The following is a 17,429-nucleotide window of genomic DNA, read 5'->3' on the forward strand; positions in this document are numbered from 1 at the left end:
TTACATTCGTACAAGGAGTGAAACCGTGTGAAAAGGAAAGAAGACATCGAATACTATATGCCTGCAGAGTGGGAGAAACATGAGGGAACCTGGCTCCAATGGCCCCATGATCGAACTCATAGAGGCGAGGGATACAGGGCAAAACTTGATGATATTTGGGTAACGATGGCAAAAGAGCTTCACTATGGAGAAAATGTGCACATTGTTGTATGTAATGAAAATGAAAAAAAGCATGTTCAAACGATACTGAAGAAAGCAAAAGTGGATATGGATAAAATTGATTTCTTGATTCAAGAAACCGACGACATCTGGATTAGAGATAATGGCCCTATATTTGTGAAAGACCATGAAGGGAATCTTTGTCTAACAGATTGGAATTTCAACGGTTGGGGAAATAAATACCCTTATGAAAACGACGCAAAGGTACCAAAAAAAATCAGCCAAAACTATTGCCTGCCAAAAATTGATGTAAATGTTTGTCTGGAGGGTGGGGGAATCGAAGTGAATGGAAAAGGCACCTTGATGGCAGCAAAAACATCGATTATCAATGAAAATCGAAACCCCACACTTCATCAGGAAGAAATTGAAAGAGCGTTAACCAAACATTTAGGGGTAACGAATTTTATCTGGATAACTGGTCTTCGTGGGGAGGATAACTATAACGAAGATACGGATTTCCATATCGATGGGGCAGCACGATTCTCAAATGAAAATACCATTCTCTATGAGAATGACCCTTTTGGCGAAAGTGAAACGTATCTTATGGAAGCGTACGAAAAGCATTATCACGAGTTACAACAGGCGCGAAATACAGATGGAGCGCCATTTCAACTCATCCCGTTACCACTAACAAGAAAAATAGTAGAAGAAGCCGGCTCTAAAGGGTCTTATTTAAATTTTTACATCGGGAATGAGGTTGTTTTGGTTCCCATCTATGATGATGAGCACGACAAGCTAGCGCTTCAAATCATTGAAGGGCAATTTCCGGGGAGACGAATTGTCGGTGTAAATGTAAGTAAATTGTACGAGTACGGTGGCATGATTCACTGCGTAACGCAACAACATCCGTATTAAACAGCAATTCATTTTTTGAGTACGCTTTCACAAGAAATGTGTAAAAGCCACTGTAGTTATTGTGTAGTGATAGATTTCCCTAGGATTAACTTTCCGATCAAATACTAGGGAAATTTATCACAACTACTATCAAACAAGGAGGGCAGTCATTATGAGTGTGAACACTAACAGCAAGCTTTCGCTCGGAACGAAAATAGGATACTCTTTTGGGACCTTTGGAGAAAATATCGCTTACAATTTCTACAATCTCTTTTTTATGTATTTTTTAATTGATTATGCAGGAGTTAATCCATTAATAGCGGGGACCATCTCCTTAATTGCAGTCATTTGGAGTGCTGTTATAGATCCTTATATTGGTCATCTCTCAGATAATAGCAAAAATCCAAAAGGTAGAAGAAGACCTTGGATCATCAAATTTAGTATTCCATTAGCAATTGTAGTATTCTTCTTATTTTCAAATGTTCCATTAACTGGGGTTGCTCAAGTGTTATTCTTCACCGTAATGAATATGCTCTTCTGGTTTATGCTATCCGCAGTAGATGTACCATACTTGGTCTTAGGGGCTGAAATAAGCAGGGATCCACGTGATCGACTTTCTCTAAGATGGATGTCTACAAGCTTTAATTATTTGGGATATGCGATTGCAGGCTATGCTATCTTAATTGTTAGTAAGTTTGAGGAGGTATTTGGAAGTACTGATTCTGCTTGGAGTATAACCGCTCTTCTAATGGGTGTATTAATTGCTGGCTCTTTTCTGGTATCCTATTTTTCAACCAGCGGAAATGAACCTATTCATCAAGTAACGAACGAAGCAGTGAAAGTCTCCATTTTCAGATCGATAAGAGAAGGATTACGTATCAAAGCTTATCGAAATGTACTATTTTATACCTTATTTTTTTTTATCGGTGATACATTGTTTACTGTAAATCAAATCTATTTATTTGAAAATGTATTGGGGGCTGGTGAAGGAATTATTTCAACGATGATATTGGCAGCTGCCCTCATGGTGATTTTCATTTCACCAGTCATGGGGAAACTTGGCGCTAAAATTGGGAATCGAAATACTGTACTGCTTTCAACCATTTTTATAACAGTAGTTTTCGGAATATTTAAATTCATCCCTTTGACAACAGTGAGTATTTGGGGCCTTTTATTAGCTTGTGCCGTAGGTGAAGCTGGATTCTTTGTAAACTCGACAGGTATGCTTTATGAGGTTGCGGATGTGACGGAGTCAGAGACTGGGATCAAAAATGAGGGTGTGATCATCGCTTTTTCCAATTTCGTACTTAAATTAGGTACTGCTCTGGGAATGTGGCTTCAGGGATTCCTTTTATCTTTTTATCAATACGAACCAACAAGGGTAACAAATACAGCTCTTAATGGATTAGGTAATATGAGTACGATCATACCAGCAGTATTTTGTGGAATTAGTATTATTTTTGTCTGGAGATATTCATTAGCGAAAAAACATAACAGTGAAAATCATCTTAATGTACAGGAGGCTAAGCGTTTTCTATAGTTGTTATCCGCCTTTTTCTATGGGACGGTAACGGTTGCCTATCACTGGATTGACCACACCCAGGAAGAAACGTCCAAATTATTTAACGCCTTGGATAAAACAATCGTAGCTTGTAATTAGTATGATCATGTTGCAGACAAAAGGTGGTCACTAGTTGAGTCAAAATTCAACTCCTCATACCAGACACGTGCAAAATGCCGCGAGTGAAGAAGTCGAGCAAGCTTGTCACCGTGCAGATTGTCATGATTTTATAATGAAATTAGAGCATGGATACGACACAATTGTAGGAGAAGGAGGTTCCACTTTATCAGGTGGAGAGAAACAAAGAATTTCGCATGCGGGTACCTTTTTAAAAAATTCGTCGATTATAATACTCGATTAGGCAGTTAAAGTCCCCATTTTTCGCAAGGTGGCGTTCTCTACTCTCGGAGGACACTTCTTGATGTAAAAGAAGTGTCCTTTGTCTATTTATATGGCTACCAGCTGTTGTTCAGAGGAACTAAAGTAGTAGACTGATGTTGTTGATTTCACGCTATTTTTGTATAAGAAAAGCTCTTAATCTTCGTAAAAGTGTTTGACTAGCTGGGTTTATTGAACTATCAACGGATTCACAACAGTGAAGACCTCCAGAAACTGAACAACAGCAGCCTGGTAATGCCCAATAGACTATAAGATGACATATGAACAGCTGAGGATAACTGGTTTTTCTGATAAATTTATTCAAAAAAATCCCCTCCAAGTAGAGTGTACCACCTACTTTGCGGTGGGCGGGGTTGTCACTGTCTACTCAGACGGGATACTGTCACCTTCAGGGACTTATTTCTTTTTATGATTGATACTCATTGTTCACTACGTAATGATGCTGAACAATTTGACCAAAGCGTTTTGACTCTCTCAGGAAGAGCTTCAATTCCGGATTATCTTTCTTAAACAGCGGGATGCCTTTTCCTAATATCGTTGGCATGATCGAGATGATAAACTCGTCAACCAGTCTTCCTTTTAAAAGAACGTCCAGAATTTCTGCTCCGCCAACGATCCAGATTTTGGAGCCTTCTTCTTCTTTCATTTTCTCGACGAACCTAGGCACATCTTCGGTTACAAATGTAACGTGTGGATTTGGATCATGTTTCGAGCGTGAGAACACGTAGCACTTTTTATCTGGGTAGGGGAATTGATCAGCTAATTCAAAAGTATGCTCGTATGTTTTGTTCCCCATTAAGACTGTGTCTATCGTTTCGTAAAATTCACTGTAACCGTTATCTCCGTCTCCCGCTACCTCATATAGCCAATTAATCTCACCGTTTTCGCGCGCAATATACCCATCCAGAGTTGTTGCGATGAATAATACGACAGGTCGTTGCATTTTGATCTACTCCTTTTTTCATGATGGAGTTGTTTTTTGGGGAAGCAGTATTTCCTTGCTACTTATTTAATCATAGCATTAAATAGGTCATACTCAGAACGAACAGAAAGGTGACCAATTAAGAAATGCATCGGTTGACAAACGAAAAAGTGCTCAACTCTGTGGGGAATGGTGGTTGTCTGAACATCACCCACGAAGAGAAGAGTACACATACTATAGATCTTTGAAACTCTTATAACATTTTAGAAGGTTTCTGCCTCTTTCACTGCTCTTTCAATTCCATTACGAATAATATCTTCCGCTTTATCCGGGAACTGATTGTGGCCTTCTACGATAACTGTTGTAAGGTCTTTTACACCAAAAAAATTCATCATGTTCGTTACATAATTTACGGCCATTTCCATTGAGGCTGTAGGTCCTTCAGAATAGACACCACCTCTTGCATTTAAGAGAGCTACTTTCTTGTCAGAGAGTAAACCAATTGAACCTTCTGAAGTATATCGGAAAGTTTTACCCGCTTGACATAAATAATCAAAATACGTATGCAATACAGCAGGTACGCTAAAGTTCCATAGAGGAAAAGCAAATACAACCTTATCAGCTTCGAGAAATTGGTTTAAATACTTATTCGCAGTATCTGTCGCTTCTTTTTCTTCTGAATTCAATTCCATACCTTTTGCCAATTTATAAATACCGTTAAGTGTATTCGCATGATAATAGGGTAGATTTTCTGAGAACAGATCAAGCTCGATAATCAAATCCTCAGGATGGGACTCTTTATAACACTCAAGAAAAGCCTGATAAAGTTTTACACTTACAGCTTGTTCGATTGGACGAAAATTTGCTTTCACAAATAAAACTGTAGACATTAGAATCCTCCTCAGTTCATGAATCCATATTTAAGATATCAATAGCAAGGTTTCGTTTAAAGTTGCCACAAATGCTCCCACTATAAGTGGCGACCGTGATCTGTGATCGCTTCACGTTTTGTAAGTGCAAGTGTTTCTTCCTTTCGTACGAAAGTATGCTTGATTCGTTCACATTTTAGTGAAAATATTCTTTGAAAAATATATTCAATATATCTATTTTGGGTAGTTAGGAGACAAAATCAGAGAAATGTCTGAGAAATAAATAGGAGTAAAGGAGCGATGAGGACGGATTTAAGAAAACGTCGTACTAGAAACTGAGTAATTGGAGTCTGATAATGTCCAGTTGACTCCAAAACAACCGGAGGTTGTTTACCAGTTATACTTTCTACATTCTTGAGAAAGTGAGGAAAAGTATCTAGTCCCTCACGATTATGCGAAATACTAAAGCTTTTTCCGTATGGCTGACTCTTGTCTAAAAATGCTTGAACTTGACTTTCCCTTTAGATATATCCAAACCAACAACTGGATTCATTGTATCGCTCCTTTTCCAAGATATTTTGCCGGTAACCCCTAGTCCTGCTTGTAGTATCATAGCTTCGCTTGTTATACGGGATCTTGTCCCAACCAGCCTCAAGCATGTTTCTACAAGTAGGGGGTGAACAGTTTAGCTGACGGGGTCAATGCCCCACGGGCAGGGACGTTCTACCTCGGCTACCGTAATCGTAGAACCAAATAAAAAATGGTCAACCAGTAAAAACTGGCTGACCTCATAATACGAACGGGCAGAATAGTTGAATTAGTTATTGCTCGGCTGCCCTATATAAAGTAAACAGGCCCGACTCTAAAACGATGTCGGGCCCTTCATTTTAAGGCATAGAATTATGATTCAGCATTACTAAGTGTCTCGCGGATTAGATCAGATACAAGCCGATCAGGGGACCGATTTCCCCGTCCAACCCTCATACGATTACACAGCACAGCCACGGCAAAGCAATTCGATGGATCGGCATACCCAATCATGCCACCCAAACCTGCATAGCCGAAAGCCGTCGGCTTACCTCCCATGACATCACCCTCTTGGCCAAGGCTATAGCCAAGTCCCAACCTATTGGGAGCGAGTGCAACTTCGTCGATACCTTCGAAATGTAGTGACGTCGCCTCCGCTACGGATGCTGGTTCGAGCAGACGTCTACCATTCACACCGTCACCAATCAGTGAGGCATACATGCACGCTAACGCCTGCGCTGTAGCGATAACATTCACGGCGGGTACGGCCGCTGCATGGAACCACGGCGAATTCCATTCCGGATTTGCAACAGGGACCAGGGCAGGAGGCAGAACTCGCTTGAAAAGCATGTCATCCGGCATGGAAGCAATGGGTACGGCTTCACCGCTAATCTCGGCGATACGGGATTCCGCTTCTGAGGAAGCACCTAAATACAGGTTCTTTTCGATGCCTAAAGGCTTGCAAATCTCTTCATGAATAATTTGGGCAAAAGTCCGGCCATCAGCTCGGGATCCGGTTTCCCCCAAAATCCAACCGAAAGTCAGACCATGATAACCTGACTTGCTGCCAGGTTTCCATATTGGCTCTAGCTTCTCCATCTCGCAGACCATTGCTCGCCAGTCAGTGATGAGCCGCATATCCGCGTACGTGGGCATCAAGGGAATTCCTGCCGAATGGGTAAGCACCTGGCGGAGAGTAATCTTTTCCTTGCCGTTCGCTCCGAACTCGGGCCAGTAATGGGAGATCCGTTCATCATAAGCCAGCTTGCCTTGTTGGACGAGAATATGAATGGCAGTTGAAATAATGCCTTTGGAGCAAGATTGCACAACGAATAAGGTATCTGAGTCAACGGATCGTCGTCCTGCGGAATCAGCGCTGCCTGAAAAAGCATTGAGAATCAGCTCTCCGTGCCAATAAGCTGCAACTTGGAATCCTGCGCCTATATCGTCTTGCGCGAGCTCATCCAACAATTGTTTGACCCGAATCTGTAGGTCTGTGAGATTTTGACGTTTTCTACTAAATGGATTGGTCAATGCACTCAACTCCCTTATTTTAATTGAACAATAAGGTGCAAAGCCCATCCTTTTAAACGCCTTTGGGCGAACAGGTTACTTATCGTCCGCCCATGAAAAGGTTCGCCCTAAGGAATAGGCTTTGCATGAGCCGCGTGACATACAGGCAAAATGATTTGCCATCAAAATCAACCACCTTTCAGTAAAAATATTAGCAATGAATAATGGATACTTCAACATCAAAAACATATATAGATAAACTTTACCGTACAAGAAAAGGTGGGTCGAAATTAGTCAGTATTTTAAAATCTGTAAGGCAAGCACTGCTGGCACAAGTCGACGGTGCATGTTACGCTAACGGGTTCGATAGTTCAATGAGTCAGTCTAAGACTTTTTTATTCAGTTTAGAGCCAGGGATTGCTTAATTCTAAAGCTGAGTCTAAAACTAATTTTCAAATACCTGGTGATTTTGAAGACCGGGACTCCTTGTACTATAAGGGGTTCTGGTCTAAAACTTTATTATCACTGAACAGTAGCACTTTACATTTCAACAATGAAGTGCTAAGATCATTTCGACACTTATAGAAATGTAGAATAACACTTGGGAAGGAGATCATCATGGCTGAAAACGAAGAAGAAATGGGGCAGGCGGTCAAAGTATATAAAGCTTTAGGTGAACCCACGCGTTTAAAAATCGCTTTGCTGCTAGCAAAGGAGAGCAATCAATGCTTTACTGCTATTGGCGAAAGACTCGAAACGGTGGCTGGTTCAACGTTGTCGCATCATCTGAAGCAATTAACCGACTCTGGCTTAATCACTTCGCGTAAGAATGGATCGTTTATTCACTATAGTGTTAATCAAGAAGTTGCTGAGAAATTTGCGCCCTATTTGCTGGCGTAAATTTTTTTAAAACACATTTCTATATTTCTAGAAGTGACGAATTAGTTAGGGGGTAAACTATGATGGAAGATAAGTCAAAGATCATGGAGTTGGGAATTACCACTTTTCTCCACACAAGTTCTGATCATGGAGGTGTCTCGCCGGCAGAGAGGCTGCGTCAAGCGATCGAGGAGATTCAATTGGCAGATCAAGTTGGGCTCGATGTGTATGCTATTGGCGAGCATCACCGGATCGACTACACAAGCTCGTCTCCGGCTATCATTCTTGCAGCTGCAGCATCTACAACCAAGCGAATTCGGCTATCTAGCGCCGTAACGGTGCTCTCTTCGGATGATCCGGTCCGTGTATATCAGGACTTCGCAACGCTGGACTGTCTATCAAATGGGCGGGCCGAGATCATGGCCGGGCGCGGCTCTTTCGTTGAGTCGTTTCCGCTGTTCGGATATAACCTGAACGATTACGAGGAGTTGTTCGAAGAGAAGCTTGAGCTTTTATTACAAATACGGACTACGGAGAAGGTGACCTGGGGTGGAGGGCATCGACCGGCAATTAACAATTTGGGCGTATACCCCCGTGCACAGCAGGCCCAGCTGCCCGTATGGATTGGCACAGGCGGCAGCCCGGAATCAGCAGTTCGAGCCGGCACGCTGGGACTACCTGTTATCTTCTCGATTATCGGTGGGATGCCGGAACGGTTTGCCCCTTTGGTGAAACTATATAAGGAAGCCGCCGAGAAGGCAGGGCACGATTCCGGCAATTTGCAGATTGCAACGCATTCCCATGGTTTCATTGCGGATTCGTTTGAAGCTGCGGCGGAACGATACTTTCCCGTTATGTCCGAGCAGATGAACCAGATTGGACGGGAACGAGGGTGGCCACATTACACTCGTAACTCGTTCGAAGAAGCTTGCGACCTTCGTGGTGCCTTATATGTTGGAGATCCAGAATATGTGGCGGAGAAGATTCTGCTTGCACAGCAGAATTTAAGCTTGACCCGTTTCCTTATGTACGTCGATTTCAGCTCACTGCCGCATCGCGAATTGCTACGGACGATCGAGCTTCTCGGAACTAAGGTTGCACCTATTGTTCGTAAGGAGCTTGCCAAACAATAAGAGGATTTTTATCTGGGTATTATTCGCACGTTTCTAGAATTGCGAAAATAGAATGAGAGGGATCGACATGCTAAACTCATGGAAAATTTACATACTGGCCATCGTCAGTTTTTTGGTAGGGACATCTGAATTTGTTATCGCTGGAATATTAGATAGGGTCGCAACTGATGTCGGCGTGACGCTAGCAGCAGCCGGGCAGCTTATCACTGTCTACTCACTTGCATACGCGATCGGTACTCCGATTTTGATTGCAATCACCGCAAAAATGGACCGAAGAAAACTCATGTTGGCTGCTTTGGCGCTATTTCTTTTAGGAAATTTAGTCACGATTACAACGACTGGCTTCACCATGTTGTTCGGAGCTAGAATTATTTTGGCGATTGGAACCGGTGTTTTTATGGTGGTCGCTCTAACCGTTGCCTCTAAGTTTGCTCAGCCGGGCAAGCAAGGCGGTGCGATTGCTACGGTTCTCTTAGGCTTTAATCTCGCGCTTATTCTAGGTGTTCCTCTGGGGAGAGTTATTGCCGGCTCCTATGATTGGAAGATCATCTTTACGGGTATCGGAGTGCTCAGCCTGATCGCTATGTTTGTGCTTCTGCTGACCATTCCCAAGTCCAAGGGAGAGATTCCAGTTCCCATACAGGAGCAGCTTTCCCTGCTTAAAACGCCTCGAATCTCTATTGCCTTGTCCATTAGCTTTTTCTGGATTCTGGGTTATACGATCATTTATACTTATATTTCTCCGTTCCTCCTGACCATTACTGGAATGAGCGACCAGATGGTCAGTATCGGGCTATTTGCATTCGGTATAGCCAGTCTTCTTGGTTCTCAGGTTGGCGGCTATGGCGCAGATAAATGGGGGATTCCCCGTACTATGATTGGAGGATTGCTTCTCCACTCCGGGATCCTGCTACTAATAACAGCATTCTCCCATTCTTCCGTATTCGTGCTGCCTTTACTGATGTTGTGGTCTTTTTTTGCCTGGTCGACTGGTCCGGTCCAACAAGTTTATTTGATTGACATGGCACCCAATGCCTCGGGAATCATTCTGAGCTTGAACACTTCCATCGTACAATTGGGCATGGCCGTTGGAGCCGTAATTGGGGGTATGGTTGTAGAAAACATATCGCTTCAAGCCGTCGGTTGGATTGGCGCAATCGGTGTAGCGTTTGCGCTCCTGCCAGCAGTGGTATCTTTATCCATACGGAGCCAATCTGATATTAGAGGACAAGAACTGTCTGAGACAAAAGTTTGATACACTGGTGCTGAGATTACCGTTATAAAGAATTATCTTGCGATTTAAATTTAATTAAGAGGGGAATGTATTTTCTCAATTCATCTAATTCATCGCTAGAAGTAATGAAGTTAGTGTGAATTAAAAAGTGTTAAACTAAAGGGTTCTATTGCTTAATAAGGATGAAGAACGGCAGTCAGCGTAATTGGCTACCGTTTTCTCAACTAACGGGCAGAGATGTGGAATAATGGACTGAATTAAGCCGAGTTCCCATATGTATCTGTATTTTGGACATATTACGAACCGCTCCCTTGTAGGTAATCGCAAGCACGTGCATGTTTCACGACCTTGCCCTCCAGATCAAATCCTTCAGCTTGCAAGCCGCCTCCAACAGGCTGTATTCCGTATGAACGTACAGGTGTATAAAGTTCGGATCCGGCTGCTCCCCCATGATGGCGACCTCTACATAACAGAAATGTCAGTTCCATCGTGGCGAGTACGGGCGAACGTTGTCTAGTGGAGGATGTTGGGAGGAAGACTGTCCCCCCTGCATGCAAAAGAGCACCAGCCTATGGGGTGGGTGCTCTTGCTAACCAAAGTTGTTTAACGGGGAAGAGAGGAATACACCTTATCCAAGTAAGCGACGGCAGCTTGCTCGGCATCTTCTTTTCGTTTGATTCCGCTGATACGGTCCCGCAAATTCCGATACAACCGAATCGTGGCTTTAAGCGCATGATAGAAGCTGTTGGCGGAATGGACGGGGACGGTTTTGTTCAACGCATCGGCAAACTCGGGCGAGACACCTCCAACCTTCTGACGCCATTGGTTTGGCGGCCTTTCAGATGGAGGATCCAGGGGCCGATGACGCTTCGTCGTAGGAAAGTAATCGTGTCGATCACTTCGTAGAGTTCTCCTCTGCCGAGCTTCGCTGCTCCGTAATGGACCCATATCCAAAACCTCTCTTCCGTCCACTGTAACGTTAAGTCTAAAACTAATTTTCAAATACCTGGTGATTTTAAAGACCGGGACTCCTTGTACGATAAGGGGTTCTGGTCTAAAACTTTACTATCACTGAACAATTGGATCAATTAATGGAGCGATATTGGGACCTTCCATTAGAAAAAAGGATTGGAAAACCATTTTTTTAGTCCAATAAATTTTTCGAAAGCTCTGAGTCCTATAAGTTAGTGCATACGCAACAAGGTGATGAAACTTTTCTTGACTGTATGACAAATTTCTCCGTGCGGTATATGAAGAAAGACATGTTCATAATCTTCAAGCTCCCAAAATGATTAATATCCCACAAGACTTGTTAGCAGAATTTCATGTGTCCGCGTTGGTGGCGTTGGAGGTGGACTGAGGAACATACAGATGTAGAAGAGTTCTGAATCTGAAAGCAAAAAAAGGAATCCGGAATTGAAGCTTTTCCTGGCCGCGACCAAACGTTACGAACAAATGATTGCCCTTTGCTTTGGGATAGAGAAAAGAACTGCTCTACTTGTTGCGACAGAGCAGTCCTGAAATTAGCGGAGAGTTCAACCCGCTTGTTTTTCCTTTGCGTTTTTTCTTAAAAAGAGAGCTACCACTAAGGCAATGATCGAAATGATGAAGCCAAGCATGAACGTGTCGCTGTACCCCGCAACAGATGCAGTTAATTGTTCAGTTACGTCATCGGGGTTAGATGACTGTGCTAAATGGGTACTGGATCGCGCTGACATGGTCGCTATGAACAATGCTGAGCCGATCGCTCCAGCAATTTGCTGCAACGTACTGAAAATAGCTGATCCATGAGCGTAATATTCAGGCGTAATCTGATTCAGTCCATAGGTCTGGACCGGGACCAGAATGAGTGCGACACCTAGCATTAATAGACAGTGCGTTAAGATAATTTGGAGGCTCGTCGACTCTAATGTGAACCCGGTAAAGAGATACATCGCAATGCATAAGATCAATATACCCGGAATAATAGTGACTCTGGCACCGAATCGGTCAAATAGTTTTCCGGTAACAGGCGACATAAGCCCATTTACCACACCTCCGGGTAGCATGATAAGTCCTGATTGAAATGCCGTCACCAGCAACACGCTTTGCAAAAACATAGGTAATAAGGTGATTGTTGCGAACATTGCCATCATAACAATAATCAATAGTATAATCGAGAGAGAGAACAACGAAAATCGGAAGGTACGTAATTCCAAAATCGGGTTTGAAATACGCAGTTGCCGAACTGTGAATAAGATTAAGAACAGGCCGCCCGTGATAATTGACCAATAAACTTGCGGATCAGACCAGCCTTCATTTCCTGTAGCGCTGAATCCATACACAACACCGCCAAAACCTAACGTCGATAATATAATGGACAGCACATCAACTTTGGGTTTTGTCAGCACGGTCACATTTACAAGATAGTAATACCCGACAATGATAGAAATCATAGCAATCGGAATAATGGTATAAAACAGCCAGCGCCAATCCATTGCATCAATAATAATGCCTGAAAGTGTAGGTCCAATAGCGGGGGCAAATGTAAATATTAAGAAGAGTACCCCCATAATCGAACCCCTTTTTTCCGCAGGGTAAATATTTAACAACGTATTCATCAGCAGCGGGATAATTAGTCCCGTACCAATGGCTTGAATCACTCGACCAACTAATAACAACATAAAAGTAGGTGCCATTGCAGCGACGATCGTACCTATTAAAAAAGTAATCATTGAAATTAAAAAAAGCTGTCTTGTTGTAAGCCATTGTTGAATTAGAGCCGTTACGGGAATGAGCGCGCCGACAACGAGCAGGTAAGCCGCAGTTAGCCACTGTATGGTGGTGGCACCTACCTGGAACTCCTTCATCAGCACAGGCAAGGCATTGCCTAGCAACGTTTCGTTTAATGTCGCCACAAACGCTCCTACCATGAGGGCGACCATAATTGGCATTCGCTTCACTTTCTGTAAATCCAAGTCCATGTGAGTACCTCCCTGTCGTACCATATAGGTTGAGTGTTAAGTCGTTTCCCATTGTAGTGATCATTTGCGCAGCAAAATATATTTAAAACATCTGTTTTGGTCAGTTAGGAGACAGAATCAAATAAATGTCTGAGAAATTGAGTGGAGTAGAGGGGGCAATAGGGATGGATTTGAGAAAGCGTCGCTCCATGCAATTGTTATGGAAAGCCCTGTTTGATCTAATGACAGATAAAAAGATGTTATTTTCCAAAATTACTGTAGACCAAATTTGCGAAGAAGCAATGGTTCATCGTTCCACGTTTTATAAGCATTTCGAGGATAAATTCAGATTGTTGGAGTATGGGCTGAATCAGCTGATGGAGCAATATTGGGATATCCCATTAGAAAAAAGAATTTTAAGGCCCTTTTTTTGGTCCAATGGTTTTTTTGAAGGCTCCGAGTCCCATAAGTTAGTTCGTTCACAGCAAAGTGATGAACTCTTTTTTAACTGCATGTCGACTTACTCCATGCGGCTATTGAAAAAAGACACCTTAAATTTTATCCAGCATTCCAAAACGATCGATATCCCTCATGACTTGTTAGCAGAATTCCATGTTGCTGCAATGGTTGCTTTAAGTAATTGGTGGCATAAAAACCCCAATCTGGTGGACTTAACGCAGATAGATCAATATTTTCATAGATTGGTGAATGCAAGTATTTTTGATTTTGGAGAAGAAAAAGAAAAATAGCATGACACATTTTTACCACCTGTATCAGTTTAGGTCTTGTCGATGAATTCATATTATCTGTTCATCCTGTTGTCTTGGGAGAAGGAAAACTGCTGTTTGTGGATATTAAGCAGAGGCTGAATTTAAAAATGGTTTATAAAAGAACGTTCCCCCTCAGACGTTGTACAACTCACTTATCATTTTGACGGTGCACCATTCCAATGATAAAATCGTTCGTTTCATATTAAACGCGGCAAGTCTAAGACTTTATTCCCTAGTCTTCGACCTCCGCTTTTTTCTTTACCGAGTTAAGTCGTAAACTTTATTTTCTAGCGAGTCTCGCTGCATCGTAACTCTTCCAGGTGCCGAATAAACTTTACCAGCGGAGAACATTCGTCTAATCATGACAGTAGGTGTCATGATTATTCAGTTATATTGTTAAAGCTTAGCAAATAGAGATCCGAGGTGGAGTCTATGAACGGCCATGATATCGTAATTGAAGGAGCACGCGAGAATAACCTGAAAAACGTGAATGTCCGTATCCCGAAGCGAAAAATCACGATCTTCACCGGCGTCTCGGGCTCGGGCAAATCTTCCCTGGTCTTCGACACCATCAGCGCCGAAGCTCAGAGGCAGCTTAACGAGACGTTTTCCGCATTCATCCGCAATCGGATACCCCGGTTTAGTCAGCCGGATGCCGATCTCATCGAGAACTTGTCTACAGCAGTTGTGATCGATCAGAAAAGGCTCGGCGGCAACTCCCGTTCGACGGTTGGCACAATCACGGATATTTATGCGATGCTGCGCCTGCTGTTCTCCAGAATCGGCAAGCCTTTTGTAGGCTCTTCTCATGTTTTTTCGTTTAACGAACCGGCCGGCATGTGCCTGGAATGCTCCGGAGTCGGACAGGTGGTTCAGTTTGATGTGGACAAGCTTCTCGACAGGTCCAAATCCCTGAATGAAGGCGCAATTCTGTTCCCCGTATTTAAAGTGGGCAGCTGGTACTTGAATTCGTATACCCATTCCGGCTTGTTCGACAACGACAAGCGGCTTGTCGACTATACGCCGGCAGAATGGGATACCCTCCTCCACGGCAAAGAAAGCAAGATCGTATACCGTACCAAGGGCGGCGATATCGAATCGGATTATGAAGGTCTGCTGCCCAAGCTCACCCGCCTGTATGTAAAGAGGGACAGCAGCGAGATGTCAGATGCCAAACGCGAAACCCTTGACCGCTTTCTATCCTATAACGAGTGTACCCTTTGCGGGGGGAGCCGGCTTAATCAAGCGGCCTTGGGTTGCCGGATTAATGGATACAATATTGCCGAATGTGCAGCGATGGAGATTGGTGATCTAATACGCATGATTGAAGGTATCGGTGATCCCGTTGCCGGTCCGATGATTGACGGGATTCTGATCAGGTTGAACCATCTGGTGTCCATCGGGCTGGAGTATCTGAGTCTGGATCGTCCTACGGCAACTTTGTCGGGCGGGGAGTCACAGCGCATCAAGATGATCCGACATCTGAGCAGCAGTCTTACCGACATGATCTACATTTTCGATGAACCGAGCGTCGGACTGCATCCGCGGGATGTCCATCGTCTGAATGGTATGCTTTGTCAGCTCCGGGACAAAGGGAATACCGTACTTGTCGTCGAACATGACCGCGAAGTCATGGAGATCGCCGATTACATCATCGATGTTGGACCTCATGCGGGAACCCGCGGCGGAGAGATCGTCTACGAAGGCGACTATACTGGCTTACTCAGCGCGAATACCTTGACAGGACGGTACTTGAAGCAAAGTCTGCCCTTGAAAACTTCAACCAGGGTGCCCAAGGGTCGGATGACCGTAGCTGGCGCCAGCCTGAACAATCTGAAGGATGTCACAGTCGATATACCCGTCGGTGTCCTAACTGTGGTAACGGGAGTAGCCGGCTCAGGCAAAAGTACGCTGATTAACGGAGTATTCCTGCCGTCGCATCCGGAAGCGATAGTCATTGATCAGAGGGCCGTGGGCACGTCCATCCGTTCCAATCCAGCTACCTACACGGGGATGATGGACGAGATCCGCCGACAGTTCGCAGCAGCCAACAAGGTGAGCGCTTCCCTGTTCAGCTTCAACTCCAAGGGAGCCTGTCCTAACTGTCAAGGTCTTGGAATGATCTATACGGATTTGGCCTTTCTCGAGCCGGTAAGAACAACATGTGAAATATGCGCGGGCAAGCGGTTCAGCGATGAAGTGCTACAGTATAAACTGAACGGAAAATCCATCAGCGACGTCCTAGCCATGACGGTGCGGGAAGCTTCGGCGTTCTTCAGCGGGAAGGAACTGCTCCGGCAAATGCGGACGCTTGAGGATGTGGGACTCGGATACGTAACGCTGGGCCAGCCTCTGAGTACCTTGTCGGGTGGGGAATGCCAGCGCATCAAGCTGGCAGGGGAACTTCACAAGGAAGGTAGTCTCTATGTCATGGACGAGCCGACAACCGGATTGCATATGTCCGATATCTCTCGTCTGCTGGACATTATGAACCGCTTGGTCGACGGGGGGAACACCGTGGTGGTCATTGAACACAACATGGATGTGATCAAGAGCGCGGACTGGATCATTGACATGGGTCCCGAGGGCGGCCAAAGGGGAGGGCGAATTGTATTCGAAGGCACTCCTGTCCAGCTTGCCGCTGCCGAGCATTCGATAACGGGGGCGTATTTGCGCAAGGCAGAAACCGGCCAGGAAGCGTCTTTATGACGGGGTACGTTGCAACGGACCCTATTTCGAAACGTCGACAATGTCTTTATCTGTATCCGCCCAGTCTCCCCCAATAAGAAAAAGGAAACAGAAGAGGACACCCCAATGGGGAACAAAAGATTAAGTCTATTTGGCGTAGCTCTGTAGGATACGCTGCATATTGAATTTCAATTGACGTTTGGACTGACCAAAGGAATATGATCACGATTGTGAAAGAATTAGTACGAAACGTGCTGTTTGTATTTTAATAAATAGCAAATAGTTGAATTGTACGAAAACAAGAGGGAGCTGAAAAAGATGACGTTTTCTGAACTCTACAGCAAGGCAAATGCTGTTATCAATCCACGAAAGCTATCGGAATATGCGAGCGCTGGGGGCGTTGGTGCAGCGATACTGTCTGAAAGCGGCACAATATATACAGGGGTTTGCATCGATACTGCATGTTCGCTAGGATTTTGCGCAGAACATACTGCTGCTGCAACGATTATAACGCAAGGAGAAAATCGGGTAGTAAAAATGATTGCAGTCGGAAGCAATGGGAACATCATGCCACCATGTGGACGGTGTCGTGAATTTATTAGTCAATTAAATGATGAGAACTTAAGCGCTGAAGTCATGGTGGATGATGGTGTGATTGTCACGCTGAAAGAACTGTTGCCGCATGATTGGCGTAAATAAGCCAGGAATCTATTGAACACCGCAAAGCTTTAAAGAGGCTCTTGGAGTCGTTGCCAAGAGTCTCTTTTTCATGCCACATCAATAGTCTAGTAAAAGTGTCAAATTACGACCGGTTCGATAGTGAAATAACAAAGAGACCAGTCTACCACTTTATTTTTGTGTTGTTTTAGTGCAGAGTTTTGCCGAGGAAACAGACCTCTTCAGAAAATGTTTCAGATCAACGACATTAATTTAATATTT

General features: G+C 43.9%; 14 protein-coding genes and 2 pseudogenes. 10 read left to right on the forward strand and 6 right to left on the reverse strand.

The genetic code is table 11. The annotated features are described in order from the left end of the window. Positions 1–57: 57 nt before the first annotated feature. The 3 genes and pseudogenes from C3B52_RS16640 to C3B52_RS37805 all read left to right on the forward strand — a co-directional run. A complete protein-coding gene (locus C3B52_RS16640) occupies positions 58–1,074 on the forward strand; it encodes an agmatine deiminase family protein (RefSeq protein ID WP_373419731.1) in 1,017 nt (338 codons plus the stop codon). 151 nt (positions 1,075–1,225) lie between these two features. Beyond that, positions 1,226–2,593: an MFS transporter gene (locus C3B52_RS16645; RefSeq protein WP_103107521.1), complete on the forward strand. Its 1,368-nt coding sequence runs from the start codon at positions 1,226–1,228 to the stop codon at positions 2,591–2,593. Between the two features lie 154 nt (positions 2,594–2,747). Next, positions 2,748–2,972, forward strand: a pseudogene (locus tag C3B52_RS37805) (ATP-binding cassette domain-containing protein); the annotation flags it as partial. Positions 2,973–3,419: 447 nt separating this feature from the next. Here C3B52_RS37805 and C3B52_RS16655 read toward each other — a convergent pair. The 3 genes from C3B52_RS16655 to C3B52_RS16670 all read right to left on the reverse strand — a co-directional run bounded on the left by C3B52_RS16655 (position 3,420) and on the right by C3B52_RS16670 (position 6,865). Then, complete coding sequence (locus tag C3B52_RS16655) at positions 3,420–3,956, reverse strand: dihydrofolate reductase family protein (RefSeq protein WP_103107523.1); 537 nt, start codon at positions 3,954–3,956, stop codon at positions 3,420–3,422. 242 nt (positions 3,957–4,198) lie between these two features. Next, complete coding sequence (locus tag C3B52_RS16660; RefSeq protein ID WP_103107524.1) at positions 4,199–4,825, reverse strand: FMN-dependent NADH-azoreductase; 627 nt, start codon at positions 4,823–4,825, stop codon at positions 4,199–4,201. Positions 4,826–5,704: 879 nt separating this feature from the next. Next, positions 5,705–6,865 (reverse strand): serine hydrolase domain-containing protein, encoded by a 1,161-nt coding sequence (locus C3B52_RS16670; RefSeq protein WP_164684814.1) that lies wholly within the window; start codon positions 6,863–6,865, stop codon positions 5,705–5,707. A gap of 597 nt (positions 6,866–7,462) precedes the next feature. On the opposite strand from C3B52_RS16670, the gene C3B52_RS16675 reads away from it, so the two are divergent. The 3 genes from C3B52_RS16675 to C3B52_RS16685 all read left to right on the forward strand — a co-directional run bounded on the left by C3B52_RS16675 (position 7,463) and on the right by C3B52_RS16685 (position 10,111). Next, complete coding sequence (locus C3B52_RS16675) at positions 7,463–7,744, forward strand: ArsR/SmtB family transcription factor (RefSeq protein ID WP_103107526.1); 282 nt, start codon at positions 7,463–7,465, stop codon at positions 7,742–7,744. A gap of 62 nt (positions 7,745–7,806) precedes the next feature. Then, entirely contained in the window at positions 7,807–8,856 is a 1,050-nt protein-coding gene (locus tag C3B52_RS16680) for an LLM class flavin-dependent oxidoreductase (protein WP_164684815.1), read from the forward strand. A 67-nt stretch (positions 8,857–8,923) separates the two neighbouring features. Next, positions 8,924–10,111 carry an MFS transporter gene (locus tag C3B52_RS16685; protein WP_103107527.1) on the forward strand — a complete coding sequence of 396 codons (1,188 nt, stop codon included), beginning with the start codon at positions 8,924–8,926 and terminating at the stop codon, positions 10,109–10,111. Positions 10,112–10,386: 275 nt separating this feature from the next. On the opposite strand, the gene C3B52_RS36480 is transcribed toward C3B52_RS16685, so the two are convergent. The 3 genes from C3B52_RS36480 to C3B52_RS16695 form a co-directional block, all read right to left on the reverse strand. Continuing rightward, positions 10,387–10,578 (reverse strand): hypothetical protein, encoded by a 192-nt coding sequence (locus tag C3B52_RS36480; protein WP_164684816.1) that lies wholly within the window; start codon positions 10,576–10,578, stop codon positions 10,387–10,389. Between the two features lie 115 nt (positions 10,579–10,693). Continuing rightward, positions 10,694–11,038 carry a hypothetical protein gene (locus C3B52_RS36485; RefSeq protein ID WP_164684817.1) on the reverse strand — a complete coding sequence of 115 codons (345 nt, stop codon included), beginning with the start codon at positions 11,036–11,038 and terminating at the stop codon, positions 10,694–10,696. Between the two features lie 587 nt (positions 11,039–11,625). Beyond that, complete coding sequence (locus tag C3B52_RS16695) at positions 11,626–13,053, reverse strand: MDR family MFS transporter (RefSeq protein ID WP_235615751.1); 1,428 nt, start codon at positions 13,051–13,053, stop codon at positions 11,626–11,628. Positions 13,054–13,178: 125 nt separating this feature from the next. On the opposite strand from C3B52_RS16695, the gene C3B52_RS16700 reads away from it, so the two are divergent. From C3B52_RS16700 to C3B52_RS16715, 4 genes and pseudogenes are all read left to right on the forward strand, one after another. Beyond that, positions 13,179–13,781, forward strand: coding sequence for a TetR/AcrR family transcriptional regulator (locus C3B52_RS16700; protein ID WP_123058861.1), 603 nt, complete (start codon positions 13,179–13,181; stop codon positions 13,779–13,781). 8 nt (positions 13,782–13,789) lie between these two features. Continuing rightward, positions 13,790–13,985, forward strand: a pseudogene (locus C3B52_RS16705) (dihydrofolate reductase family protein); the annotation flags it as partial. Positions 13,986–14,234: 249 nt separating this feature from the next. Continuing rightward, positions 14,235–16,511, forward strand: a complete 2,277-nt coding sequence (locus C3B52_RS16710) for an ATP-binding cassette domain-containing protein (RefSeq protein WP_103107531.1) — start codon at positions 14,235–14,237, stop codon at positions 16,509–16,511. Between the two features lie 297 nt (positions 16,512–16,808). Continuing rightward, entirely contained in the window at positions 16,809–17,189 is a 381-nt protein-coding gene (locus C3B52_RS16715; protein WP_103107532.1) for a cytidine deaminase family protein, read from the forward strand. The last annotated feature ends 240 nt before the right edge of the window (positions 17,190–17,429 follow it).

This window comes from Brevibacillus reuszeri, assembly GCF_002897295.1.
Lineage (GTDB): Bacteria > Bacillota > Bacilli > Brevibacillales > Brevibacillaceae > Brevibacillus > Brevibacillus reuszeri_A.

What these genes read in the sequence shown, in the direction of transcription:
- C3B52_RS16640 (WP_373419731.1), top strand. Translation starts at nt 58, where the DNA reads ATGCCTGCAGAGTGGGAGAAACATGAGGGAACCTGGCTCCAATGGCCC.
- C3B52_RS16645 (WP_103107521.1), top strand. Translation starts at nt 1,226, where the DNA reads ATGAGTGTGAACACTAACAGCAAGCTTTCGCTCGGAACGAAAATAGGA.
- C3B52_RS16655 (WP_103107523.1), bottom strand. Translation starts at nt 3,956, where the DNA reads ATGCAACGACCTGTCGTATTATTCATCGCAACAACTCTGGATGGGTAT.
- C3B52_RS16660 (WP_103107524.1), bottom strand. Translation starts at nt 4,825, where the DNA reads ATGTCTACAGTTTTATTTGTGAAAGCAAATTTTCGTCCAATCGAACAA.
- C3B52_RS16675 (WP_103107526.1), top strand. Translation starts at nt 7,463, where the DNA reads ATGGCTGAAAACGAAGAAGAAATGGGGCAGGCGGTCAAAGTATATAAA.
- C3B52_RS16680 (WP_164684815.1), top strand. Translation starts at nt 7,807, where the DNA reads ATGGAAGATAAGTCAAAGATCATGGAGTTGGGAATTACCACTTTTCTC.
- C3B52_RS16685 (WP_103107527.1), top strand. Translation starts at nt 8,924, where the DNA reads ATGCTAAACTCATGGAAAATTTACATACTGGCCATCGTCAGTTTTTTG.
- C3B52_RS36480 (WP_164684816.1), bottom strand. Translation starts at nt 10,578, where the DNA reads ATGGAACTGACATTTCTGTTATGTAGAGGTCGCCATCATGGGGGAGCA.
- C3B52_RS36485 (WP_164684817.1), bottom strand. Translation starts at nt 11,038, where the DNA reads ATGGGTCCATTACGGAGCAGCGAAGCTCGGCAGAGGAGAACTCTACGA.
- C3B52_RS16695 (WP_235615751.1), bottom strand. Translation starts at nt 13,053, where the DNA reads ATGGACTTGGATTTACAGAAAGTGAAGCGAATGCCAATTATGGTCGCC.
- C3B52_RS16700 (WP_123058861.1), top strand. Translation starts at nt 13,179, where the DNA reads ATGTCTGAGAAATTGAGTGGAGTAGAGGGGGCAATAGGGATGGATTTG.
- C3B52_RS16710 (WP_103107531.1), top strand. Translation starts at nt 14,235, where the DNA reads ATGAACGGCCATGATATCGTAATTGAAGGAGCACGCGAGAATAACCTG.
- C3B52_RS16715 (WP_103107532.1), top strand. Translation starts at nt 16,809, where the DNA reads ATGACGTTTTCTGAACTCTACAGCAAGGCAAATGCTGTTATCAATCCA.